Source organism: Bacteroides sp. AF25-5LB (genome assembly GCF_003602965.1).
In the GTDB taxonomy this organism is placed as follows: Bacteria; Bacteroidota; Bacteroidia; order Bacteroidales; family Bacteroidaceae; genus Bacteroides; species Bacteroides uniformis.
In genome coordinates this window covers 52,945-76,576 of the sequence record NZ_QTMC01000019.1, presented here as the reverse complement: position 1 = coordinate 76,576, position 23,632 = coordinate 52,945, and the positions used below count along the sequence as shown (strand labels likewise).

20 protein-coding genes and 1 pseudogene are annotated in these 23,632 nt (G+C 49.9%); 10 read left to right on the top strand and 11 right to left on the bottom strand.

The window, feature by feature from the left end; all coding sequences use genetic code 11:
- Positions 1–31: 31 nt before the first annotated feature.
- Positions 32–787 (top strand): succinate dehydrogenase/fumarate reductase iron-sulfur subunit, encoded by a 756-nt coding sequence (locus tag DWY57_RS17625; RefSeq protein WP_005830925.1) that lies wholly within the window; start codon positions 32–34, stop codon positions 785–787.
- A gap of 138 nt (positions 788–925) precedes the next feature.
- Here the strand turns inward: DWY57_RS17625 and DWY57_RS17620 are convergent, their stop codons facing one another.
- From DWY57_RS17620 to DWY57_RS17605, 4 genes and pseudogenes are all read right to left on the bottom strand, one after another.
- A complete protein-coding gene (locus DWY57_RS17620; protein ID WP_117601097.1) occupies positions 926–1,789 on the bottom strand; it encodes a helix-turn-helix transcriptional regulator in 864 nt (287 codons plus the stop codon).
- Between the two features lie 148 nt (positions 1,790–1,937).
- Positions 1,938–2,906: a fimbrillin family protein gene (locus DWY57_RS17615; protein ID WP_119962167.1), complete on the bottom strand. Its 969-nt coding sequence runs from the start codon at positions 2,904–2,906 to the stop codon at positions 1,938–1,940.
- A gap of 45 nt (positions 2,907–2,951) precedes the next feature.
- Positions 2,952–3,935 (bottom strand): DUF5119 domain-containing protein, encoded by a 984-nt coding sequence (locus DWY57_RS17610; RefSeq protein ID WP_118696482.1) that lies wholly within the window; start codon positions 3,933–3,935, stop codon positions 2,952–2,954.
- A pseudogene (locus DWY57_RS17605) lies at positions 3,932–4,498 on the bottom strand (DUF3575 domain-containing protein); the annotation flags it as partial. The pseudogene DWY57_RS17605 and the gene DWY57_RS17610, both read right to left, overlap by 4 nt.
- 491 nt (positions 4,499–4,989) lie before the next feature.
- On the opposite strand from DWY57_RS17605, the gene DWY57_RS17600 reads away from it, so the two are divergent.
- Positions 4,990–5,790, top strand: a complete 801-nt coding sequence (locus tag DWY57_RS17600) for a glycerophosphodiester phosphodiesterase family protein (RefSeq protein WP_119962165.1) — start codon at positions 4,990–4,992, stop codon at positions 5,788–5,790.
- A gap of 19 nt (positions 5,791–5,809) precedes the next feature.
- On the opposite strand, the gene dprA is transcribed toward DWY57_RS17600, so the two are convergent.
- Genes dprA through DWY57_RS17585 form a run of 3 tightly spaced genes read right to left on the bottom strand, consistent with a single transcriptional unit; the run spans position 5,810 to position 8,680 of the window.
- Positions 5,810–6,928, bottom strand: coding sequence for a DNA-processing protein DprA (dprA, locus tag DWY57_RS17595; protein ID WP_117601074.1), 1,119 nt, complete (start codon positions 6,926–6,928; stop codon positions 5,810–5,812).
- A gap of 11 nt (positions 6,929–6,939) precedes the next feature.
- Positions 6,940–7,356 (bottom strand): acyl-CoA thioesterase, encoded by a 417-nt coding sequence (locus DWY57_RS17590; RefSeq protein WP_117601073.1) that lies wholly within the window; start codon positions 7,354–7,356, stop codon positions 6,940–6,942.
- Between the two features lie 31 nt (positions 7,357–7,387).
- Positions 7,388–8,680: a peptidase U32 family protein gene (locus DWY57_RS17585; protein WP_119962164.1), complete on the bottom strand. Its 1,293-nt coding sequence runs from the start codon at positions 8,678–8,680 to the stop codon at positions 7,388–7,390.
- A 69-nt stretch (positions 8,681–8,749) separates the two neighbouring features.
- On the opposite strand from DWY57_RS17585, the gene dusB reads away from it, so the two are divergent.
- Positions 8,750–9,730: a tRNA dihydrouridine synthase DusB gene (dusB, locus tag DWY57_RS17580; RefSeq protein ID WP_005834282.1), complete on the top strand. Its 981-nt coding sequence runs from the start codon at positions 8,750–8,752 to the stop codon at positions 9,728–9,730.
- 358 nt (positions 9,731–10,088) lie between these two features.
- Positions 10,089–10,214 (top strand): hypothetical protein, encoded by a 126-nt coding sequence (locus DWY57_RS21565; RefSeq protein WP_005834280.1) that lies wholly within the window; start codon positions 10,089–10,091, stop codon positions 10,212–10,214.
- On the opposite strand, the gene DWY57_RS17570 is transcribed toward DWY57_RS21565, so the two are convergent.
- The 3 genes from DWY57_RS17570 to DWY57_RS17560 all read right to left on the bottom strand — a co-directional run bounded on the left by DWY57_RS17570 (position 10,211) and on the right by DWY57_RS17560 (position 13,188).
- Complete coding sequence (locus DWY57_RS17570) at positions 10,211–11,176, bottom strand: phosphatase PAP2 family protein (RefSeq protein ID WP_005830954.1); 966 nt, start codon at positions 11,174–11,176, stop codon at positions 10,211–10,213. The two genes, DWY57_RS21565 and DWY57_RS17570, sit on opposite strands and share 4 nt — an antisense overlap.
- Positions 11,167–12,174 carry an NAD(P)-dependent oxidoreductase gene (locus tag DWY57_RS17565; RefSeq protein ID WP_119962163.1) on the bottom strand — a complete coding sequence of 336 codons (1,008 nt, stop codon included), beginning with the start codon at positions 12,172–12,174 and terminating at the stop codon, positions 11,167–11,169. Before DWY57_RS17565 ends, DWY57_RS17570 begins: the two co-directional genes overlap by 10 nt.
- Positions 12,175–12,249: 75 nt before the next feature.
- Positions 12,250–13,188, bottom strand: coding sequence for a cation diffusion facilitator family transporter (locus tag DWY57_RS17560; RefSeq protein ID WP_117601096.1), 939 nt, complete (start codon positions 13,186–13,188; stop codon positions 12,250–12,252).
- A gap of 189 nt (positions 13,189–13,377) precedes the next feature.
- On the opposite strand from DWY57_RS17560, the gene rnr reads away from it, so the two are divergent.
- Together rnr and DWY57_RS17550 are read left to right on the top strand one after the other, a co-directional pair.
- Positions 13,378–15,522, top strand: a complete 2,145-nt coding sequence (gene rnr / locus DWY57_RS17555; protein ID WP_119962162.1) for a ribonuclease R — start codon at positions 13,378–13,380, stop codon at positions 15,520–15,522.
- A 71-nt stretch (positions 15,523–15,593) separates the two neighbouring features.
- Entirely contained in the window at positions 15,594–16,070 is a 477-nt protein-coding gene (locus tag DWY57_RS17550) for a pyridoxamine 5'-phosphate oxidase family protein (RefSeq protein ID WP_118696478.1), read from the top strand.
- 63 nt (positions 16,071–16,133) lie between these two features.
- On the opposite strand, the gene cysK is transcribed toward DWY57_RS17550, so the two are convergent.
- On the bottom strand, positions 16,134–17,081 hold the full coding sequence (cysK, locus tag DWY57_RS17545) for a cysteine synthase A (RefSeq protein ID WP_119962161.1): 948 nt from the start codon (positions 17,079–17,081) through the stop codon (positions 16,134–16,136).
- Between the two features lie 220 nt (positions 17,082–17,301).
- On the opposite strand from cysK, the gene epsC reads away from it, so the two are divergent.
- The 4 genes from epsC (at position 17,302) to purD (ending at position 23,593) form a co-directional block, all read left to right on the top strand.
- The gene (epsC, locus tag DWY57_RS17540; RefSeq protein ID WP_117601067.1) at positions 17,302–18,201 is read left to right on the top strand and encodes a serine O-acetyltransferase EpsC; all 900 of its coding nucleotides are present in this window, start codon (positions 17,302–17,304) and stop codon (positions 18,199–18,201) included.
- Positions 18,202–18,389: 188 nt separating this feature from the next.
- Complete coding sequence (locus tag DWY57_RS17535; RefSeq protein ID WP_119962160.1) at positions 18,390–19,889, top strand: THUMP domain-containing protein; 1,500 nt, start codon at positions 18,390–18,392, stop codon at positions 19,887–19,889.
- A 20-nt stretch (positions 19,890–19,909) separates the two neighbouring features.
- The gene (locus tag DWY57_RS17530) at positions 19,910–22,135 is read left to right on the top strand and encodes a DPP IV N-terminal domain-containing protein (RefSeq protein ID WP_119962159.1); all 2,226 of its coding nucleotides are present in this window, start codon (positions 19,910–19,912) and stop codon (positions 22,133–22,135) included.
- 183 nt (positions 22,136–22,318) lie between these two features.
- Entirely contained in the window at positions 22,319–23,593 is a 1,275-nt protein-coding gene (purD, locus tag DWY57_RS17525; RefSeq protein WP_119962158.1) for a phosphoribosylamine--glycine ligase, read from the top strand.
- Positions 23,594–23,632: the final 39 nt, after the last annotated feature.

Sequence of the window (23,632 nt, the reverse complement as noted above, 5' to 3'; positions counted from 1 at the left end):
GGGAAGTTGAACATTTAAAGAATTAAAGAAAATGGATAAAAATATATCATTTACGCTCAAGGTATGGCGCCAGAAGGGTCCGAAAGCAAAAGGCGCTTTTGAAACATACCAAATGAAAGATATCCCGGGCGATACTTCATTCCTCGAAATGCTGGATATCCTGAACGAACAGCTGATTTCTGAAGGTAAAGAACCGGTTGTATTCGACCACGACTGCCGCGAAGGTATCTGCGGTATGTGTTCGCTCTACATCAACGGACACCCCCACGGTCCTGCAACCGGCGCTACGACTTGCCAGATTTATATGCGTCGTTTCAACGACGGCGATACCATCACTGTTGAACCGTGGCGCTCTGCCGGTTTCCCGGTTATCAAGGACTTGATGGTCGACCGTACGGCCTACGACAAGATTATGCAGGCAGGCGGCTACGTCAGCGTACGTACCGGTGCTCCCCAGGATGCCAACGCTATCCTGATTCCGAAGCCCATCGCTGACGAGGCTATGGATGCTGCCAGCTGTATCGGTTGTGGTGCTTGTGTGGCTGCTTGTAAGAACGGTTCTGCTATGCTGTTCGTTTCTGCCAAAGTGAGCCAGCTGAACCTGTTGCCCCAAGGCAAACCGGAAGCATTGCGCCGTGCCAAGGCTATGTTGAGCAAGATGGACGAACTCGGTTTCGGTAACTGTACCAATACCCGTGCGTGCGAAGCTGAATGCCCGAAGAATGTTTCCATCAGCAACATTGCTCGTTTGAACCGCGACTTTATCATTGCGAAACTGAAAGACTAATCCGGTCTTTCTGCAAATAATATAGGATGCGCTTCGGATAAACCTTTTGAGCAAGCTCAGATTTATCACTCAGCTTTCACTATATTTGATTAATATCACAAGAGACTCCTCTGCCGGGAAACCGCCGGAGGAGTTTTTTTATGACATGCCGCTTACTTCAGATAAATTGCCGGCACGCAAGCTACGGGGAGAAGCCCCGAAATTCTTTTTGCAGAAATTGGAAAAATGAGGCAGCGATTCAAAGCCATATTTATAGCAAATCTCTGATATGGAAGCATCCGTATAACGAAGTTCATAAACCACACTTTCCTTCCTCCGTTCCATCATCCACTCGTACACCGGTTGATGAAAAACAGAATTGAATATACGCCGGAAAGTAGCCACTGTATATCCTCCCAGCTGGGCAAATTCCTCTACTGTCTTGACTTTGGCATGATTCTGCAAGACAAAGTAATGGAAGGAATTAGTATACTGGGCAAGAGGATGTATCAGCATGGAAAGCTCATAGTCGGAGTAATAATTTCCAAGAATGAAAGCAAGTTCTTTTCGTTTGAAACAAAGCATTTCCCGGCAAATTTTCTCCTCGGACAAATAGGCCTTGGAACTTTCCAGAAAGAGCTGCAATTCGGGAGTAATGGTCAAAGGACAGAATATCAATGGAGGGGTAATCTCTTTCATGATATGGTTATACCGGTCCTCACAGAAGAATTCAGGCTTACTGAACCGGTAACAAACACATTCCACATCCGTCATGGCAAGTATTTCGTACTTGGAACCAATGGCTTGAAGGATGAACTCACCTGCATGCAACACAGTTCCCGCATACTCCTTACTGTTAACAAGCACTTCTCCTTGCAGCAGAAAAATTACAATATTTTCCTCACACTTCCGTGCCGGCAGATGGAATCCTCTGGGGTGAGAAGCATATATTATTGCATTGTCCACAGCCTTGGGACATTGAGCGCATTGTTTTTTACCTCCGCAAGCAGAAGAGTTGGGCATCGGCAAGTAGATTTGTTTGTTTGTTGCAGTGACAAAAATAGATAAATAATACTCATAAAAGAAACATTCCCCGAAAACTTTCATAAAGAAGTCTCGGGGAATGAATAAAATAGAAGCAATTCAGTTTTTTATTGCGGACAGTGCCGTTTTATTTTTCCACGTTCGTATCATCAGCCGTACTCCATGGACCAATTTCAGGTACAAAGGTTACTTTTGCCGCCTTATTGGCCAGCGTCAGCGTATAACGTATCTTTTTGCCTTCACCCCAGGCTTGTGTACCATCCAAGTCAATGGCGGAAGTTACAGTATCAAGAAGAACGTCTTTCTCATAGATGTCATAGACAACATTGATTTTGGCGTTCGTATCCAACGTCTGGGGCATCAACATCCAGGCTGTATTCACTTCCACACCCGTTGTATTCACTTCCAATGCACCACCGTCAATCGTATGTGCATAAGTAGCCGTTCCTTCCTGTGACTTCCATGTTGAATCATCAAAACCATAAGTTCCCTTATTGTGCACACCGGATATTGTAAGTGTTTTCAGTTTATAAGTCAAAGCGTCGGCTGCCTTGACAGTGAAATTTATTTGCGTCAGTATATGGCCGAATTTCAAAGATACCCCACTGGCATTTGATGCCTTGGTTGCATCCGTCGCTTTCGCGGCTACCAAGTCCGTTTGGGTAACTACATCCGCTACCGTATAAGTAATGGAAGGATATATAGCACCAGCAGCCGGTTGATTGTACGTCAAGGCCCCGGTACCCGGATCCCCGTAAGCAAAGAACTGCAAGTTATCCGTCATTGGCCAATAATATGTTCCCCCAGTCAAACTCCAGTCGGGAGCACTATAAGTTACCTTAACATCTGCCATGAATTCCTTCATTGCATCAAAAGTCGCAACAGAGGCCATTGTTGTTGCTCCCGTATTATAAGCATACACAGTGAACCCTACCTTCTGCAATTCCGGCAAATCAGTCACTGCGGCTCTCGTAGTGTTACCCACTACTGTTCCCAATTTAATCTCCGCCTTTTGTCCGGCATTCTCTATCTCCTCACTTTCCGAGCAACTCATTACTGCTGCTGCAGCCAAAGCCAAAAATAAAACCTTCTTCATAATTGTCTGTTATTAAAGTTAATATATTTATTTGTCTGTTTGCTATCAATTCACCGGTAGCTCCACATCCGTCTCATCATCCCAATCATCCACATCGCCACCAATCCCTCCATCTCCTTCATCGGTTCCCGGTTCCAAATCATCCACCACAACCTTGTCCTCCGGTACGGGAACCTCGATATGGATTTCCGACCCAGGAACGCCCACATCAGGTTCTTCTTCGCCTCCTCCCGAGGGAGGAGCTGTTTCAATCACTTCCGTGATATCCACCTTCACCTCTTGAACCGTTTTATCTCGTTTCACAATCTTCAATGTCAGCAACATAGGACTATCCGCACGGGTCTTGGCATCTTTCAGTAATACAAAACTGGAGAAATACCCCCATAAAAGCCCGTTTTCACGCTTTGTATTCACACATATAGGTACCTCGCTCAAATGGCAAGCACGGTTGCCTATAAAGTAACTTCCGTTCAAGCCGTCCACATGGCAGATGATGCTCAATATTCTATCCCATCCTTCCACCTTTATATCAAAGGAATAATGGTCCACTACCGCTTCCGGCTTCCAGTCCAACGGAAGCGCCACATCACTCTGCCTTATTTCCACCTCGTCCAAAGCCACCACATACAAAGGGTCGGGCGACCAAACCATATCTTCGTGTATATCCAGCCCCGTACAGTGTCCTGTAAAAGCCTCAATCGTCTCATAACTCTCGTCGCCCCGTATCTGTATACTCTCCGTATTGAAGTTATAGGCCACCACCGCATACCTCCCCGGCGGTACCTTCACCTCACCCCCTTCGGCAGGCAGATAACTTTCAACCTTTCTCCTCTGAGTATCTTTCGGATAGAAGATAATCCGCATGGTCTGCGGCAGCTTATCCGTCACCCCTTTCCAATCCAGTTTAATCTGTACTCCGCTAACGGGATAATCATCCAGCATATCGCGGAAGTCACAGCTTCCCAGCATTGGCAACAGTCCGAAGAACAGCCAGAGAATCATATGCCGTGCATCTTTCATACCACTCATCTCCCCGACGTTAGAAGCCACACCAAAGAAACTTTTGCTTTTGTCGGCCCGATAAAGCGATACTTTCCACTCCTGACCCAAACCAAGTCATTTCCATAAGAAGTATATTTCCGGTACTCCGTATCCAAGTATCCAATACCCACACTGAATTCAATCGCCAGATGCCGAGCCAGTGGACGCACATATCCATAAGTTATTCCAGCAGCAGCGTAATACTTCCCCCGGTATCCCTTCTCCTTTTTCAACTGAAAATCATAGGTACCTCCTTCGGCATATGCTCCCAGGAAATGTCCGAACAATATTCCATGCGTATAGCGGTTTCCCAACCAGTAACGTACCTCTGTCCCTCCCGAAAGGAACTGATAACAGAAACCACATCCGCTGTCAGACCACCAAGGGCATTTGTACTCAACATTCAAAGACCACCTCTTTCCCAATGGCAGCTCCACTTCTATGTTCGGAGCCAAGGCCAGGTCGTAAAGCAAATTATTTTTTAACGCCAGCACCGTTTTACAAGTATGGCTATGAGATTCCGCCGACTTATTCTGCCCTATTACCTGCCCCGACATCATGCAAAAAAGGAGTAGCCAAAGAACATATATAAGAATGCGTTTTCCCATAATTTCGCGTTGTATACAAACAAAAGTAGAAGATAATTACCGAATAAAATCCACTTTCCATCACTCTTTTCAAAGGCTGAAAGGTTCTGTGAAACGATTGAAACAGATTTGCAACTTTTGCCTTATCCGGGACGCTGTGAATAGATTCTTTCCATACTCTCTCAAAAAGTCAATCCGTGTGCGAAAACAGTAAAATTCAGTGAAAGAAATACAAAAGAAGTAGCAGAATCATTCTGAAATTTGGAAGATAACAATGGAAACCTTACATTTGTAATGTGATTTTTTTCATAGTATTAGATTTAAGGTTAACAAAGGTTGGAGTACGGCGGTACTCCTTTTTTTATACCCATACGTTTCTCCGAATGACAAAAAATAGCTATCTTCGATGGCTTTTATAACTGTTAAAGAAGAAAACATCACCACTTGAGCCCATTATGAAAAAACCGGTACTCGCATTGCTTTCCATAATCCTACTTACCGCAGGATGTTCCCAACGGCCTGCCACCACCAAGATACCCCTGACCAGCGCACACCGTGGTGCGGCCACCATTGCTCCCGAAAACACAATGGCATCCGTAGATTCGTGCATCAAATACGGTGTAGGCAATATAGAATGCGATGTCTGCATCAGTAAGGACAGTGTCTTCTACGTACTGCACGATTCCACCCTCGACCGTACCACCAACGGTACCGGCGCCATCTCCCAATGGCTGTCCACCGACATCGACACACTGGATGCCGGCTCTTGGTTTGCGCCCCGATTTGCCGGACAACGGGTACTACGCCTTACCGACCTGCTACGCAAGGCCAAAGAGCACGGTTTAAGAATCACCATCGACTACCGCAACGGCGGTCTGCACCAATTACTGAACTTGATAAAGGACGAAGGCATGCTGGAAAACTGCAACTTCACCTTCAGCAAGGAGTATCATGCCAAATGCTTCAGAAAGATGGCACCCGAGGTAAGAACCCTGCAAGCCTACATCAAAAGTGAAAAGGACATAGAGCATGTCGTAAAGGAACTGCATCCCGACATCGCTGTCGTCTGGATTGACTCCCTTACCCCGCAATTCGTAAAGAAATGCCGTGAGCACAACCTGCAGGTACTGGCACTTGTCCTGGGGCTGGACGACAAGACGGAAGAGAACCAGAAGGCGGTCGACCTGGGGGTAGACATCATAGCGACGGACCATCCGGAAAAGTTCATCATGAAATACGGGCAACCGTCCATATAAGGCAAGAGACCTGCTGCGCTTAGGTCAGCAAATGATAGACACCGCCCACCATTGCCTTGACCACTCCTTTCATCTCCAGTTCAAAAAGCAAGGCACTCATCCGGTTGACGGGTATATCCGCTTCCACCACCATCGCATTGATATGGAGGTCTCCCTGCCGCATAAGGATGCGTACAACAAGCTCCTCCTCTTCCGTCAGTTCCGGGAAGAGATTACGCTGAATACCTTCTGTCCGGGCAGGCTGCTCCGCTACGGACCAGCCCATAATCTGCACAAACTCTTCCGCATTCTGGATAAGGGCAGCCTTGTTGTCGCGTATCAACCGGTTGCAACCGATGGAAGATTCGTCCGTAACACGTCCCGGAACAGCAAAACAGTCACGATGATATCCCTCCGCCAACTCTGCAGTGATAAGGGAACCTCCCTTTGCGGCAGACTCCACCACAATGGTAGCATCACTCATACCCGCCACAATACGGTTGCGGCTGACGAAATTATGCTTGTCCGGATTCGTCCCGGTAAGGAATTCGGTCAGCAGTCCGCCTTGTGCCAGCATGTCGATGGCTGTTTTCCGGTGGACATACGGATAGATGCGGTCCAGTCCGTGAGCAAGGACAGCAACGGTAGGGAGATGATTTGCCAAAGCGGCCCGATGGGCATGGATATCTATCCCGTAGGCCAGTCCGCTTACTACCAGCACATCGGGACAAAGAACGGCCAAATCGCGCAGGAAGTCGATACAGAATTGCTTGCCGTAATCGGTGGCACGACGTGTACCTACCATATCGATGACATGCAGGCGGTTGAAATCGGTGTTTCCTTTAAAGAAAAGTACAATCGGCGCATCTTCACATTCACGCAAGCGCGAAGGGTAAGCCTCATCCTTCAACGTCAGGCAGGAAAGACGATTCTTCTCTACAAACTCCATCTCCTGCTCGGCACGCAGAAAGGCAGCGGGACAATCAAGAGCCGTCACTACCCCCGGATTCACACCGGGCATGATTTCGGGAAGCTCCTTCCGCCGACTGAATACTTCGGCAGCACTGCCCATACCCTCTATTAAACGCTTTGCCCCGATATGTCCTATACCGGGGCAAAGTGTGAGAGCTATACTGCAAATCCGTTCGTCACTGTTCATTCCACCAAAGATTACACGGACTTACACGGGTTGAGATAAGGGGCAAAAAGGCGGTCGAACAGTTCGCTGTCGCTCAACCGGCCATTGACTACACACACGGTCTCTACCACGCCTTTGAGGCAGACCTTACCGTCGGAAACACGGAAGATATCTTGATAGAAGACGTACTTGATACCTTCCTTCTTCATATAAAGTTTGGAAACAAACTCGTCACCACTCCTCAGGGGAGTCTTGAAAGCCATATTGATACGTGCCACTACCGGGTCTACCCCCTGCTCGTGCAGTCCGGCAAAGCTGACGCCGGCACTCAACAGAAACTCATGGCGCGTATGCTCCAGATAATGCTGATAATTGGCATTATTGACGATGCCTTGCAGGTCGCATTCATAGTCGCGCACCTTCATGGGAAGTTCATAGATATAATTCATATTTAGTATTGGACTATTTACTATTTGATACTTAGCCACGTTGTTTCTCCACATCCAAGCCTTTGAACTTCTTCAGTTCCTCTACGCTGACCAGCTTGTAGAGTTTGTCACTGGGACGTATTTTCACCGATTTCATCGAGAAATGCTGGCCTTTCTTTACAGTCTGCACGGGTTTCAAATCAACGCGTGCCTCGTCCAAAGTGACGAATTCGGCACCCGTTGTGGGACCCGTAATCAGCAACTTATCGCCTACGCTCACTTCGGCTGCTTCTACCAGGAACTCCGCCACACCGATGTTTGAGAAGTAGCGGATGCCCTTACCCACATAGATTTTACGTTCCGTAGCGGCAGAGCCGTAGTTCTTGGTCCATTCGCCCAAGCGTTGTCCCAGGTAGTAGCCGTCCCAGAAACCACGATTGAAGACCGTCTTCAAACGTTCATCCCACCGGGCAATCTTCTCATCGGTGAATGTATCGTCCAGATAGGAACGGATGGCTTCTTTGTAACACTCCACTACCGTGCGCACGTACTCGGGTCCGCGGGCACGTCCTTCAATTTTGAAAACACGAACACCTGCATCCAGCATCTTGTTCATGAAGTGGATAGTTTTTAAGTCTTTGGGGGACATGATGTACTGGTTGTCCACCTCCAATTCCACATCCGTCTCCTTGTCGCGCACCGTGTAGCTGCGGCGGCATACCTGCATGCAGGCACCGCGGTTGGCGGAGTGGTTCATTTCATGCAATGAGAGATAACACTTTCCGCTGACTGCCATGCAAAGGGCACCGTGGCAGAACATCTCTATACGTATCTGCTCTCCGCTGGGACCGCAGATATTCTCCTCACGGATATGTCGGTAGATTTCTGCCACCTGCTCCAAATTCAGCTCACGCGCCAGCACCACCACATCGGCAAACTGTGCATAGAAGCGCAAAGCTTCCACGTTGCTGATGTTGAGCTGTGTGCTGAGGTGTACCTCCTGCCCTATCTGACGGGCATAGCTCATCACCGCCACATCGGCGGCAATGACTGCCGAGATGCCTGCCGCCTTTGCCGCATCTACAATGGTACGCATCAGCGGAATGTCATGGTCGTATATGATGGTATTGACGGTGAGGTAGCTCTTTATGCCATGCTCGTCGCACGTCCGGGCTATCTCCCGCAAATCGTCGATAGTGAAGGTATTGGCCGAACGGGCACGCATGTTCAGGTTCTCGATACCGAAATAGATGGAGTCGGCACCTGCTTGTATGGCTGCTGCGAGAGATTCGCGCGAGCCTACCGGTGCCATGATTTCGAAGTCACTGATTGAGTGTTTCATCATTTCTTTTTGAATTAGAGTATGCAAAGGTAGGCTTTTTTCTGTACTTTTGCGGACAAATCCGCTTAGATTATGAAGATTAAAGATATAGACCTGGGCCCACGCCCCGTATTCCTCGCCCCGATGGAGGACGTCACCGACCCTGCTTTCCGCCTGATGTGCAAGCACTTCGGAGCAGACATGGTATATACCGAGTTCGTTTCTGCCGATGCCTTGATACGCTCCGTAGGCAAGACCCAGCAGAAACTGAACATCAGCGATGAAGAGCGGCCCGTAGCCATACAGATATACGGACGGGACACCGCCACCATGGTAGAAGCCGCCCGCATTGTGGAGCAGGCACATCCGGACACGCTGGACATCAACTTCGGCTGCCCCGTGAAGCGCGTTGCCGGCAAGGGTGCCGGTGCCGGTATGCTACAGAACATTCCGCTGATGCTGGAAATCACTCGTGCCGTGGTAGATGCCGTGAAGATTCCCGTCACCGTGAAGACCCGCCTGGGCTGGGATGCCAACAGTAAAATCATCGTAGACCTTGCCGAGCAGTTGCAGGACTGCGGCATTGCCGCCCTCACCATCCACGGCCGTACCCGCGCCCAGATGTATACCGGCGAGGCGGACTGGACACTTATCGGCGAGGTGAAAAAGAACCCACGCATGCACATTCCCATCATCGGCAACGGTGATATCACCACTCCCCAACGGGCCAAAGAATGCTTCGACCTCTACGGTGTGGACGCCATCATGATAGGCCGTGCCAGCTTCGGCCGCCCGTGGTTCTTTAAGGAAGTGAAGCATTATTTGGAGACGGGCGAAGAACTCCCTCCGCTGAGTTCCGAATGGCGGCTGAACGTACTCCGCCAGGAAGTGGAAGACAGCGTCAACCTGCTGGATGAACGACGGGGCATACTGCACGTGCGCCGCCACCTGGCAGCAAGCCCGCTCTTCAAAGGGATTCCCAATTTCCGCGACACCCGGATAGCCATGCTGCGGGCAGAGACGAAGGAGGAACTGTACCGCATCTTCGAAGAGATAGAACCGTTGCTGCCATAGGAGAAAACCGCATACGATTTTTACCATCGAGTCCGACACTTGAGCAATCATCCTCACGCCCCTTCTTGAATAGCTTCTGAGAGGGGGGCTATTCAGACGCAGATGACACGTTTTGTTGCCATCCGCATAACTCACTGTCTGTCAGCAAGAAATTTTGCCAATCACTTGCCTTGCCCTTGGCAAACTTTTGCCATGCCTATGGCAAAGTTTTGCCAACGCGGTGGCAAAGCCTTGCCATAGGGAAGGCAAAACCTTGCCAACAAAGAGGCAAGAAAAAAAACATTGTTTCTTTGGCAGAAAGAAACAAGTCCCTATATTCGTCTTCCCAAGAAAGAAAGAATCCCATAAATATGTCTTTATGAAAAAGAAAAAACTACTCAAACAGCTCATCGTAAACTTCCAGCATTCACTTCCGGCAGAAGTTTATCCGCGTACATTGGTATTACCCACAGACAGTGGAAAGATAATCACCGTGCCCGACTAGCGGAACATCGGCTGCGCAAACCATCGCTTGAACATCCACGTGGCCAGGATATAAATGCCGAAAGCCGATACGAAACCCACGATAGAGTCTATCAGGTAATGTGCCTGGATATAGACCGTAGCCCCACACAACAGCAGATAGAAAGGAAACAAGCAGGCAAACAGACGCTTGCTGCCACGCCATGCCATAATCATCAGTACCGTAGACATTCCGACGTGCGAACTGGGAAAAGCAGCCGTGGGGCGCTCACCCACCTGCTGGGAACTCTCCACCAGGTTGTAGAAGAAGCCGTGCTCATAGCCCGGACCGGGAAGAAGTTCCTGATGGTGATGGAAATAATCACCGATGGACGGGAAGATACCTTGCGCCACATGGTCGCTTCCAATGGCGGGGAAGTAGAACTGCGGCCCGGCAACGGGGACGAAGATATAAATAAGGTAATAGATGAAGAAAGCGGTGACGATGACGAACGAAACCTTCTCGAAAAGGTCGAAACGATAAAGGAAATACCACACCACCACCAGCAGAATCATCGGATAATAGAAGAAGTATCCCATATTGAACGGCTCGCTCACCCACATCTGCGGAAACCTTTCACAGAACCATACAGCAGGCTGTCCGCCAAACATCCATTGCTCCACCGACGCGAACACGTGGTCGAGATTGGGGAATATCCGGTTGAACTCAAAGGTGTCGGGATACCAATAGGAAAGCAGTGACATCTGGATGGCTATGCGCACAAAGGCAGAGAACTTGCAGGGTGCCAGCCGGTAAAGATACATCAGCAGGAACGTCATACCCGCAATAACAACACGGTCTGCAAGCATCTGCACCGGATGATCCATTTCCTGAAAAAGAAACAGAATGAGAATGGAAGTCAGCAAATTGTATATCAGCGTAATCTTCTCTACCGCAAAAAGCCCCTTACGGGTTTCTACCCTTTTAAATAAATCTAAAGCCATCCCTTATCCTTATACCAGGCAATGGTTTCCTTTACACCCCGTTCCAGGTCGTACTCAGGACTGAAGCCCAGTTCCTTGACGGCCGGTGTGATGTCACACTGCCAGTTGCGTTGTTTCATTATTCTATACTTGTCCGAATTGAGCGTACTGGTCTTGTTCTGCCGCTTCGCCCAGAATTCGGCGAGCAAAGATACGACTTTCAATACAATTAACGGACATCTCAAGCGAATAACAAACGGGTTGCCCAATTCTTTCCTTATCAAATCGGAAAAAGCACGGCTGCTATACACCTTCCCGTCAGCCAGGAAATAGGCGCGGCGGGACACCTGCTTCTCTATCCCGAGGAAGACGGCCTGCACGATGTCCTTTACATATACAAACGTCAAGTCCTGGCGGCGGAAGCCCACAGAAAAGTCCGTATGCTGCTGGATGGACTTTGCCATAAGATAATAATCCTTCTCACGCGGCCCGTATACACCCGTCGGCCGGTAGATGACGTAGGGGAAACCCGGAATACTCTGCAAATAAAGTTCTGTTTTCAGTTTACTGAGTCCGTAGGCGGTATTGGGTGAAGGGGGGTCACTCTCCATAATCGGGTCGTAGGTCCTCTCGCGTACCGGACCGAACACACTCAGCGTACTGATGAAAATAAACTGCTTGGGAATCATGTTCAGCTCCCTCAGCGTATCGATGAAGTATTTGGTCTGCAGGTAATTCACCAAATCGAATTCGTTCTTGTCCACGCACTTCGTCACACCGGCACAATGAACAATATAATCAAATTTATTGTAGGTCCCTTTATGTCCCGAAAGCTGCGCCCTCAGTTCATTGGGATGCGCAAAGTCCAGTTCGAGAAAATGTATCTTGCGGTCACGCAGATACTCGCGGCTGCTGGACGAGCGTACACCCGCCCACACACCGAACTTGCGCTTCAACGCTTCCTCCACGATGAAACTTCCGATAAATCCGCTTGCTCCTGTAATTAAAATCGATTCCACTTCTTCAGTTACAAATTACTAATTACTTTTCATCCGATTACTTTTCATCCAATCCGTCACCTTGGCGCTCCTTTATTACTTTGTCGCCTCGTTACTCTTCTTCACCGGCTCCACATGGATGCTGACCAGTGTTCCTTTGCCGAACTGCCTTTTCAACTTGTTCTCCACCGCCGTTGCCGTCTCGTGAGCTTCCTCCAGCGAGATGCTGCCATCCATACGCACATGCACCTCGATGGCACAATAACTGCCGATGCGACGCGTACGAAGGTGATGCGGCGAGCTGATACCGGGAAAAGAGAGAATTGTCTTTATTATCTCATCCTCTACCTCGGCAGGCAATGATTTCTCCAACAGTTCGTCCACACACGGTATCAACAATTGCACAGCCACCTTCATAATGAAGAAGCTGACAATAACCGCCGCCACCGGGTCCAGCACCCGCCAATGGTCACCCAAAAGAATGGCTCCACCTATCCCCACTGCCGTGCCTATGGATGAAAGCGCATCACTCCGGTGATGCCAGGCATTGGCAACAACCGCCTGCGAATTCAACTTCCTACCCTTGAAAACGGTATATTGATAAAGCACTTCCTTGAAAACGATGGATACCAATGCAGCCACCAGCGCCAGCATACCGGGCTCCTGCAAAGAACCGCCTTGCAGGAAACGGTAAATGGAGGAAGCCCCGTTCCAGAAAATGCCGAATCCCACAAACAACAGAAAGACACCGATAATGGCAGTTGCCAGCGTCTCGTACTTGCCATGACCGTAATCGTGCCCCTCATCCTCGGGCTTTGCTGAGATGCGCACAAATACAATGACAATAATATCTGTAATGAAATCCGACAAAGAATGCACCGCATCCGCCAGCATGGCGGCACTGTGCCCCACAATACCTGCAAAGAACTTGAAGACAAGCAAGAGAAAGTTTACCACACTTCCCACAACCGTCACCCGGTAAATGTCTTTTTCCCGTGTGGCATCTGCTTTTTTGTTCAGAGTTTGCATTTCCATCTGCTTTTCGTCTAAGGTACAGCCTATCTCGCTTTTTGTGCAAATATAGTACATAAATCCATTACAATCTGTCGTCTCTTCATTATTTTCAATAGAATGATAATATTTTGAAGTCTGAGTGAACGAAGGAACGTATTTATTTGTTTACTTTGCAAGAGAGAACAATGTGCACATTAATTCATTATCATTATGGCCAAAAAGAAAGAAAAGAAAGCCGGCAAACGCATGAAGAAGAAAGAACTCGTCAAAGTGTTGCTTGAATTCTTCCACACAAAGCAAGACGAAGTATTATCCTTGAAATACATCTTTGAACAACTTCACCTCACCACACATCCGCTGAAGATGCTGTGTATGGATATCTTGTCCGAACTGTCAATGGACGACTATATCACAGAAGTGGACAAACACAAGTACAAGCTGAACAACCACGGTGTGGAAATGACCGGAACCTTCCAGCGCAAAAGCAATGGCAAGAACTCCTTCATCCCTGAAGATGGAGGTGAACCGATATTCATAGCCGAACGCAACTCGGCACATGCCATGAACAATGATAAAGTGCGTATCGCCTTCTATGCCAAGCGCCGCGGACGCGAAGCCGAAGGAGAAGTCATCGAGATACTGGAACGTGCCAACGACACCTTCGTGGGTACCCTGGAAGTTGCCAAGTCATACGCTTTCCTTGTAACGGAAAACCGTACGCTTGCCAACGACATCTTCATCCCCAAAGAGAAACTGAAAGGCGGCAAAACGGGCGACAAAGCCATCGTAAAAGTGGTGGAATGGCCCGACAAAGCCAAAAACCCCATCGGTCAGGTAATCGACATCCTGGGACGCGCCGGAGACAACACCACCGAGATGCATGCCATCCTCGCGGAATTCGGGCTGCCTTATGTCTATCCAGCCGCCGTAGAGAAAGCCGCTGACAAGATACCCGCCGAAATCTCCGCCGAGGAAATAGCCCGACGCGAGGACTTCCGGGGCGTAACCACCTTCACCATCGACCCCAAAGATGCCAAGGACTTCGACGACGCCCTCTCCATCCGCAAACTGAAAGAGGGACTTTGGGAAGTGGGCGTACATATCGCCGACGTGACCCATTACGTGAAAGAGGGCGGCATCATAGACAAGGAAGCCGAGAAGCGTGCCACATCCGTCTACCTCGTAGACCGCACCATCCCGATGCTCCCCGAACGGTTGTGTAATTTCATCTGTTCACTCCGCCCCGACGAAGAGAAGTTGGCCTATTCCGTCATCTTCGAAATGACGGAAAAGGGAGAAGTGAAGAACTCGCGCGTAGTGCATACCGTCATCAAAAGCGACCGCCGCTTCACCTACGAAGAAGCCCAGGAGATTATCGAAACCGGCAAAGGAGACTTCAAGGAAGAGGTGCTCCAACTGGATAAGCTTGCCAAAATATTGCGTGAGAACCGCTTTAAGGCAGGAGCCATCAACTTCGACCGCTACGAAGTGAAGTTCGAAATTGACGAGAAGGGCAAACCCGTCAGCGTCTACTTCAAGGAGTCGAAAGATGCCAACAAGCTGATAGAGGAGTTCATGCTGCTTGCCAACCGTACCGTAGCCGAAAAGATAGGCCGTGTGCCCAAAGGCAAGAAAGCCAAAGTGCTGCCTTACCGTATCCATGACCTCCCCGACCCGGAAAAGCTGGACAATCTGGCACAGTTCATTGCCCGTTTCGGCTACAAGCTGCGTACCAGCGGTACAAAGACCGACATCTCCAAGTCTATCAACCACCTGTTGGACGACATCCAGGGCAAGAAGGAGGAGAACTTGATTGAAACCGTCTCCATCCGCGCCATGCAGAAGGCACGCTACTCCGTACATAACGTGGGGCACTATGGTCTGGCTTTCGATTACTACACCCATTTCACCTCGCCCATCCGCCGCTATCCGGATATGATGGTGCACCGTCTGCTCACCAAGTACTTGGACCAGGGAGGCCGCACCGTGTCCGAACAGAAATACGAAGCCCTCTGCGAGCACAGCAGCAACATGGAGCAGATAGCCTCCAACGCGGAACGCGCCTCCATCAAGTACAAGCAAGTAGAGTTCATGACCGAACGCCTGGGACAGACCTTCGACGGTGTCATCTCCGGTGTAACGGAATGGGGCCTCTACGTGGAGCTGAACGAAAACAAATGCGAAGGCATGATTCCCATCCGTGACCTCGACGATGACTATTACGAATTCGACGAAAAGAACTACTGCCTACGCGGGCGCCGTAAAAACCGGATATACAGCCTGGGAGACGCCATCACCGTCAAAGTGGCACGCGCCAATCTGGAGAAGAAACAACTGGATTTTGCACTGGTATAGAATAACCCTATAATTTAAAATCATCCCCGATCCCTTTCTTTCAGAGAGAGACCGGAGATGAGACCTGCACGATGAAGACGATTACTATTACGGACCCTACACAGATTGAGGAAATTATCCGCAAATGTCCATATTGCATAGTGGGCATCACAGACCTTGAAGGAAACCCATATGTGGTTCCCATGAACTTTGCCTATCAAGACGGAGTGATATACTTGCATTCCGGCCCGGAAGGTAGTAAAGTGGAGATGATAACAAAGCACCCGCAAGTTTGCATCACCTTCTGCGAAGGACACGAACTGGTCTATATGCACCGGCAAGTGGCATGCAGCTATAGCATGAAGTCGCGCAGTGTCATCTGCCATGGAAAAGTACACTTCGTGGAAGACATGGAAGAGAAGCGACGCGTACTCGACATGCTGATGAAGCAATACACGGAGAATGAATGCAAATATGCCGAACCTGCCGTACGCAATGTCAAGATATGGGAAGTGAAAGTAGAGAAAATGAGCTGCCGGTCGTTCGGGTTAAGACCAAGCGAACTATAAATACCATCTGCCAGCTACCTGCTCCACATTGATGGAGCGGATAACCGGCAGAAATGTTTGCTCTTACAATGGGTATTCCTCAAACGCATACAACAGCGTCGAAAGATACCGTTCTCCCGTATCGGGCAGCAGCGCGACAATCGTCTTGCCCTCATTTTCGGGCAACCTTGCCAGGCGGGCAGCCGCAGCAACGGCAGCCCCCGAAGAGATGCCGACCAGCAATCCCTCATACTTCGCCAGTTCGCGACCCGTACGGATGGCATCATCATTGGATACCTGCAGCACTTCGTCTATCACGGCACTGTTATAGTTCTTCGGCACAAATCCCGCACCGATACCTTGTATTTTATGGGGACCGGGCTTTCCGCCGGAAAGTACAGGAGAATCTTCGGGCTCCACAGCCACAATCCTTACCTTCGGGTTATTGGCTTTCAAGGCTGCGCCCACTCCGCTCACCGTGCCTCCCGTACCTACACCTGCCACGAAAACATCGACCCGACCGTCCGTATCACGCCAGATTTCCTGTCCCGTAATACGCTCGTGCATTGCCGGATTGGCAGGATTATCGAATTGCTGCAAAATCAGCGAACCGGGGTTGGCGGCCTTCAGTTCTTCGGCACGGGCTATGGCGCCTTTCATACCGTCGGCACCCGGGGTCAGCACCAGTTCTGCACCGAGAGCTTTCAAGAGGTTGCGGCGCTCCAGACTCATTGTGTCGGGCATCGTCAGTATCAGCTTGTAACCTTTGGCGGCGGCTACAAAAGCCAGCCCTATGCCCGTATTACCACTGGTAGGTTCGATGAGGGTGGCACCGGGCTTCAACAGCCCTTTTGCCTCGGCATCTTCTATCATGGCAAGCGCCACGCGGTCCTTCACGCTACCGGCAGGGTTAAAATATTCCAATTTGGCGATAACACGGGCTTTCAAACTTTTATTCTTGTTATAATTATTCAACTCCAACAAGGGAGTGTTGCCTACCAGGTCGGTAAGGCGTTCTGCTATCTTCTTCATAATCCAACTGTTTTAAAAACCCTCATTCCCCCTAAGGGAAAAGACTAACAATCCGGAGTGGAATGAGGTACGTTATTTCTTACAAGACAAAAGTAGCGCAAAATCGGTTCGTGGGAAATACCACAAATATGGTAAATATGTACTATAAATGAGGGATATGTAGGATATTTGACGAGTATTTCCTATCTTTGCCTCCACTTTTAAACTTAAGGATATCATAATGAGTCCACTCAACTTTACCCACATTTTGACACAAGCAGTCGATGAGCTATCGGAAAGCGAATCATACAAGGGACTGTTTCACCAGCATACGGACGGCAATCCGCTGCCTTCGGCAAAAGCGCTGCGCGACATCATCGAACTGGCGCGGGCCATCATCTTCCCCGGATATTTCGGAAATTCCACGGTCAACAGCCGCACGGTGACTTACCATATCGGCGTCAACGTGGAGCGCTTGTTCGACCTGCTGACCGAACAAATCCTTGCCGGACTCTGCTTTGCAGGCGATGGCGAATGCAATTGTTGTACCGAGCTCCAACGGGAAGAAGCCGCTTTATTGGCTGCCAAATTCATCAGCAACCTGCCGGCCATGAGACGGGTGCTTGCCACAGATGTGGAGGCTGCCTACAATGGTGACCCCGCCGCACAGTCGTTCGGCGAAGTCATCAGCTGTTATCCGGCCATCCGAGCCATCAGCAACTACCGCATTGCACACGAACTGCTCAAGTTGGGTGTCCCCCTCATTCCCCGCATCATCACCGAGATGGCGCATAGTGAAACAGGAATCGATATCCATCCGGGAGCGGAAATAGGCGGTTATTTTACCATCGACCATGGTACGGGTGTGGTAATCGGCGAGACCTGCATCATCGGCAACAACGTAAAGCTGTACCAGGGTGTGACCCTCGGTGCCAAGAGCTTCCCGCTGGACGAAGACGGCAAGCCCATCAAGGGTATTCCCCGCCATCCCATTCTGGAAGACAATGTGATAGTCTATTCCAACGCCACCATATTGGGACGCATCACCATCGGACAAGGAGCCACTGTGGGCGGCAATATCTGGGTGACGGAGGATGTTCCGGCAGGAGCGAGAATTGTACAGACAAAGGCGAAGAAATGAGAAGCCTCAAACCTCGTTTAAAAGGCAATATTGCTGCATTTGTCAGGCACTTGTGTCTGTCACGTCAGACACAAGTGTCCAACACAACAAACACCGGTGTCTGAGCCAACAGACGCCAGTGCCTAACAAACGGGAGGCAAATTACTGATAAACAATAGAATAAAAACAGTAAAATAGTAAATAAATAGATGAGCGAACAATCTTTTGAAATGATTGCCAAAACCTTCCAAGGACTGGAAGAGGTACTGGCACAAGAGCTGACTGCACTGGGCGCCAACGAAATAGAAATAGGCCGCCGCATGGTATCTTTCAGTGGTGATAAGGAAATGATGTACAAAGCCAACTTCTGCCTGCGTACAGCCATCCGGATACTGAAACCCATCAAACACTTCACAGCCAAGGATGCCGACGAGGTTTACGAACAGATTAAAGCCATCCGATGGGAAGACTATCTGGATACGGACAAGACCTTTGCCGTGGACGCGGTTGTATTCAGTGAAGAGTTCCGTCATTCCAAGTTCGTTTCCTACAAGGTGAAGGATGCCATCGTGGACTATTTCCGCGAGAAGACCGGCGAACGTCCCGGCGTGCGTGTCAACAAACCGGACGTGCTGCTGAACATACACATTGCCGAAACCAAATGTACGCTGTCTCTCGACTCCAGCGGCGAATCGCTGCACCGCCGCGGTTATCGCCAGGAAGCAGTAGAGGCCCCGCTGAACGAGGTGCTGGCCGCCGGCATGATATTGATGACTGGCTGGCGTGGCGAATGCGACATGATAGACCCGATGTGTGGTTCGGGAACCATTCCCATCGAAGCGGCGCTGATTGCACGCAACATCGCTCCGGGCGTATTCCGCAAGGAGTTCGCTTTCGAGAAGTGGGTGGATTTTGACCAAGAGTTGTTCGACACGATATACAATGACGACAGTCAGGAACGCGAATTCACACATAAGATTTACGGTTACGACAACAACCCGAAGGCAAACGAAATTGCCACACACAATATAAAGGCTGCCGGCGTAAGCAAGGATGTAGTATTGAAGCTGCAACCCTTCCAGCAATTCGAGCAACCTGCGGAGAAATCCATCATCATCACCAACCCACCCTATGGGGAGCGTATCTCTACCAACGACCTGCTGGGACTTTACTCCATGATTGGCGAGCGTCTGAAACACGCCTTTACGGGCAACACTGCATGGGTTCTATCTTACCGCGAAGAGTGCTTCGACCAAATCGGGCTAAAAGCCACCTCCAAGATACCTTTATTCAACGGTGCACTGGAATGTGAATTCCGCCAGTACGAAATCTTCGACGGAAAGTACAAGGAATTCCGTGCCGAAGGCGAGGAGTTGAGCAAGGAGCGCAAAGAATTTCGTCCGGCTTCAGGAGAAAGGAAAGAGTTCAAACCCGGAGAAAGACGCGAATTCCGTCCCCGATTCAGTGGAGAGAGACGTGAATTTGGTAGCGAAAGACGCGAATTCAACGGTGAACGCAGACCAAGAGAATTCAAGGACGGCGAAAAGCGAGAATTCCGTCCGCGTGAAAGAAGAGAGTTCAAAGACGGGGAAAAACGGGAATTCAGACCGAGGGAAAGACGCGAATTCGGTGGAGAACGCAGAACAAAGTCGGGTGAGTCTTACCCGGAAAGAAAAAGAAGAGAGGCGGGAAAGAAGGAAGAAGAATAACACGAACAATGACAAGGAGAATGAATGCAAAGAAAATAAGTAAGAGCATTCTTGCACTGCTGATGGCAGTGCCTGCTCTGTTTACAACAAACGTCATGGCACAAGAACTGAAAAAGCCGACCCTGGAAGACCTTATTCCCGGAGGTGAAACCTACCATACTGCCGAAAACAAGTGGTACCAGTGGTGGGGCGATGCCGCTTGTCTGGAACTTGGCATCGACAATATAGAAGGTACATGGGCTGTCAAAGGATTAGGTGCCAAGCCCGGAGAGAAATTCACTGCCATCACATTGGAAGAAGCCAACGCGCTGCTGGAAGAAAAAGGACTTGGAAAACTGCGTCACTTTCATGCTGCAAAGGCTGTCAACGTACCCCGAGGCGTCAATCAGGGTATTCAAGTCCAAATAGACCCACTCCTGCTGCTGAACACCGGCAAGTACCGTGCCCTCGTCGACTGGAAGAAGAAAAAAGTCATCTGGAGCCAGCCTTGCCCCGCCCAAGCCGCAAATGAGGATTGGAACGAGGTAAGCCGCCATTTGGCTTATACTATCGGCAATAATCTCTATGTGATGACCAGTGACGGGCAAACCCTGAAAGTCACCAACGAACCGGAAGGTATCGTCTGCGGACAAAGTGTGCACCGCAATGAATTCGGCATTTCAAAAGGCACTTTCTGGAATCCTGCTGGAGACCTGCTGGCTTTCTATCGAATGAACGAAAGCATGGTCACCCCCTATCCATTGGTTGACATCACGGCAAGAATAGCGCTGGTGGATAAAATACGCTACCCTATGGCCGGCATGCTCAGCCATCAGGTAAAGGTAGGCATCTACAATCCGGCTACTCAAAAGACCATCTACCTGGACATGGGCGACCCAAAAGACCGCTACTTCACCAACATCACCTGGGCACCGGATGGCAAAAGCCTCTATCTGATAGAGCTAAACCGAGACCAAAACCACTCCAAACTGTGCCGATACGATGCTGAAAGCGGAAAGCTGCAACAAGTGCTCATCGAAGAGAGACATCCCAAATATGTGGAGCCGCAATCTCCCATTCTATTCCTGCCATGGGACAGCCACAAGTTCATCTATCAAAGCCAGCGTGACGGCTTCAACCATCTGTACCTATACAATACGGAAGGGGAACTGCTGAAGCAACTCACCTCCGGCCCCTGGCTTGTACAAGACATCGTAGGTTTTAACCGGAACACGAAAGAGCTCATTATCAAGAGTACGGAAATCTCTCCTTTGCAGAGCAACCTTTACGCTGTCAACCTGAAGAATGGCAAACGCAGCCTGATAGGAGACCCAACCGGCGTGCACTCGGCACAAATCTCCGGCTTCATGGGAACTTACCTCATCGACAATGCCTCTTCGCCCACTTGCCCCCGTATCATAAAACTGATGTCCACCAACCCGAAGAAACAACGGGAACACACACTGCTGACAGCCAAGAACCCCTACGAAGGCTTTGAAATGCCCAGCATAGAAGTAGGCACCATCAAAGCCGCAGACGGCAAGACAGACTTGTACTACCGCCTGATAAAGCCTGCCGACTTCGACCCGGCAAAGAAGTATCCTGCCATCGTCTACGTATACGGCGGCCCGCACGCCCAGATGATAACGAACGGCTGGATGAACGATGCCCGCGGCTGGGACATCTACATGGCAAACAAAGGCTATATCCTATTCAGCCTCGACAACCGTGGCAGCAGCAATCGTGGACTGGAGTTTGAAAACGCCACCTTCCGCCAGCTGGGCATCGAAGAGGGCAAAGACCAGGTGAAGGGCGTAGAATTCCTGAAAAGCCAGCCTTATGTGGACGGAGAGCGTATCGGAGTGCACGGCTGGAGCTTCGGAGGACACATGACTACGGCGCTGATGCTGCGCTATCCCGAAATTTTCAAGGTAGGTGTTGCCGGCGGACCCGTCATCGACTGGGCATACTATGAGATAATGTACGGTGAACGTTATATGGACACTCCGCAGACGAACCCGGAAGGCTACAAGCAGACGAACCTGAAAAACCTTGCCGGTAACTTGAAAGGACACCTGCTCATCATACACGACGACCACGACGACACCTGCGTGCCGCAGCACACCCTTTCATTCATGAAGGCGTGCGTGGATGCCCGTACCTATCCCGATTTGTTTATCTATCCCACGCACAAGCACAACGTCCTGGGACGCGACCGTGTGCATCTGCACGAGAAGATAACAAGATATTTTGAAGAATATCTTTAATGTACAATGTACCATATACAATGTACAATTTGCTATGCAGTGCGGGCGTGCAAATAGGGAGTAGATGGTAGAAGAAAGAAGAGAATAAAAGAGAGAATAAATCATTAAGTATAACAATCTGTACAACTTACCTGATGTCCCACAGCACAGACAAATTGTACATTATAAATTGTAAATGAACCCATGAAAATATTATTATTAGGCTCCGGTGGCCGCGAACACGCTCTGGCATGGAAGATTGCCCAAAGCCCGAAAGTAGAGAAACTATATATTGCTCCCGGCAATGCAGGTACAAGCGAAGCAGGCGAGAATGTGAACCTGAAGGCGACAGACTTTCCCGCACTCAAGGCTTTTGCCCTTGAGAAAGAAATCGACATGATTGTTGTGGGCCCAGAAGACCCGCTGGTACAAGGCATCTTCGACAGTTTCAAGGAAGACCCTGCCACTTGCCATATCGACATCATCGGCCCCACCGCCAAAGGTGCCACACTGGAAGGTAGCAAGGAATTTGCCAAAGGCTTCATGATGCGCCACAACATCCCCACTGCCCGCTACAAGAGCATCACCGCCGACAACTTGCAGGAGGGGCTCGACTTCCTCGCTTCCCTCGAAGCGCCTTACGTACTGAAGGCCGACGGACTGTGTGCAGGCAAGGGCGTGCTGATTCTCCCCACACAGGAAGAAGCTCAGAAAGAGCTGAAGGAAATGCTGGGCGGCATGTTCGGCGATGCCAGCGCCACGGTAGTCATTGAAGAGTTCCTCAGCGGCATCGAGTGTTCCGTATTCGTGATGACAGACGGCCGCCACTATAAGGTATTGCCCGTAGCCAAAGATTACAAGCGTATCGGCGAAGGCGACAAAGGCCTCAACACCGGCGGTATGGGCAGTGTTACTCCCGTACCTTTTGCCGACGAAACATTTATGGAAAAAGTACGCACCCGCATCATCGAACCTACCGTAAACGGTCTGCTGGAAGAAGAGATCGGCTATCAAGGCTTCATCTTCCTGGGACTTATCAACGTGAAGGGCGAACCGATGGTCATCGAATACAACGTCCGCATGGGCGACCCCGAAACCGAAAGTGTGATGCTGCGCATCAAGAGCGACCTGGTAGACCTACTCGAAGGCGTTGCCCAGGGCGACCTCGACCAGCGTACACTGGAATTCGACCCACGCACAGCCGCTTGCGTCATGCTGGTGAGCGGAGGATATCCGGAAGCCTACGAAAAGGGCAAGGTGATGACCGGATTCGAGAAGGCTGCCGAAACAGACAGCATCCTCTTCCATGCCGGAACAGCCACCAAGGACGGACAGACCGTAACCGCCGGTGGCCGTGTCATCGCCGTCTGCTCCTATGGTGAAACGAAGGAAGAAGCCTTGCAGAAAAGCTACCGCGTGGCCGACATGATAGACTTCGAGAAGAAATATTTCAGAAGAGATATAGGATTTGATTTATAAATGAGAACGAAGAGATTCCAGAACCGGATAACGGCAGGG

Excerpts from the sequence above, each read along its gene's own strand:
- DWY57_RS17625 (WP_005830925.1), top strand. The coding sequence starts at position 32 with ATGGATAAAAATATATCATTTACGCTCAAGGTATGGCGCCAGAAGGGT.
- DWY57_RS17620 (WP_117601097.1), bottom strand. The coding sequence starts at position 1,789 with ATGCCCAACTCTTCTGCTTGCGGAGGTAAAAAACAATGCGCTCAATGT.
- DWY57_RS17615 (WP_119962167.1), bottom strand. The coding sequence starts at position 2,906 with ATGAAGAAGGTTTTATTTTTGGCTTTGGCTGCAGCAGCAGTAATGAGT.
- DWY57_RS17610 (WP_118696482.1), bottom strand. The coding sequence starts at position 3,935 with ATGAGTGGTATGAAAGATGCACGGCATATGATTCTCTGGCTGTTCTTC.
- DWY57_RS17600 (WP_119962165.1), top strand. The coding sequence starts at position 4,990 with ATGAAAAAACCGGTACTCGCATTGCTTTCCATAATCCTACTTACCGCA.
- dprA (WP_117601074.1), bottom strand. The coding sequence starts at position 6,928 with ATGAACAGTGACGAACGGATTTGCAGTATAGCTCTCACACTTTGCCCC.
- DWY57_RS17590 (WP_117601073.1), bottom strand. The coding sequence starts at position 7,356 with ATGAATTATATCTATGAACTTCCCATGAAGGTGCGCGACTATGAATGC.
- DWY57_RS17585 (WP_119962164.1), bottom strand. The coding sequence starts at position 8,680 with ATGATGAAACACTCAATCAGTGACTTCGAAATCATGGCACCGGTAGGC.
- dusB (WP_005834282.1), top strand. The coding sequence starts at position 8,750 with ATGAAGATTAAAGATATAGACCTGGGCCCACGCCCCGTATTCCTCGCC.
- DWY57_RS21565 (WP_005834280.1), top strand. The coding sequence starts at position 10,089 with ATGAAAAAGAAAAAACTACTCAAACAGCTCATCGTAAACTTCCAGCAT.
- DWY57_RS17570 (WP_005830954.1), bottom strand. The coding sequence starts at position 11,176 with ATGGCTTTAGATTTATTTAAAAGGGTAGAAACCCGTAAGGGGCTTTTT.
- DWY57_RS17560 (WP_117601096.1), bottom strand. The coding sequence starts at position 13,188 with ATGGAAATGCAAACTCTGAACAAAAAAGCAGATGCCACACGGGAAAAA.
- rnr (WP_119962162.1), top strand. The coding sequence starts at position 13,378 with ATGGCCAAAAAGAAAGAAAAGAAAGCCGGCAAACGCATGAAGAAGAAA.
- DWY57_RS17550 (WP_118696478.1), top strand. The coding sequence starts at position 15,594 with ATGAAGACGATTACTATTACGGACCCTACACAGATTGAGGAAATTATC.
- cysK (WP_119962161.1), bottom strand. The coding sequence starts at position 17,081 with ATGAAGAAGATAGCAGAACGCCTTACCGACCTGGTAGGCAACACTCCC.
- epsC (WP_117601067.1), top strand. The coding sequence starts at position 17,302 with ATGAGTCCACTCAACTTTACCCACATTTTGACACAAGCAGTCGATGAG.
- DWY57_RS17535 (WP_119962160.1), top strand. The coding sequence starts at position 18,390 with ATGAGCGAACAATCTTTTGAAATGATTGCCAAAACCTTCCAAGGACTG.
- DWY57_RS17530 (WP_119962159.1), top strand. The coding sequence starts at position 19,910 with ATGAATGCAAAGAAAATAAGTAAGAGCATTCTTGCACTGCTGATGGCA.
- purD (WP_119962158.1), top strand. The coding sequence starts at position 22,319 with ATGAAAATATTATTATTAGGCTCCGGTGGCCGCGAACACGCTCTGGCA.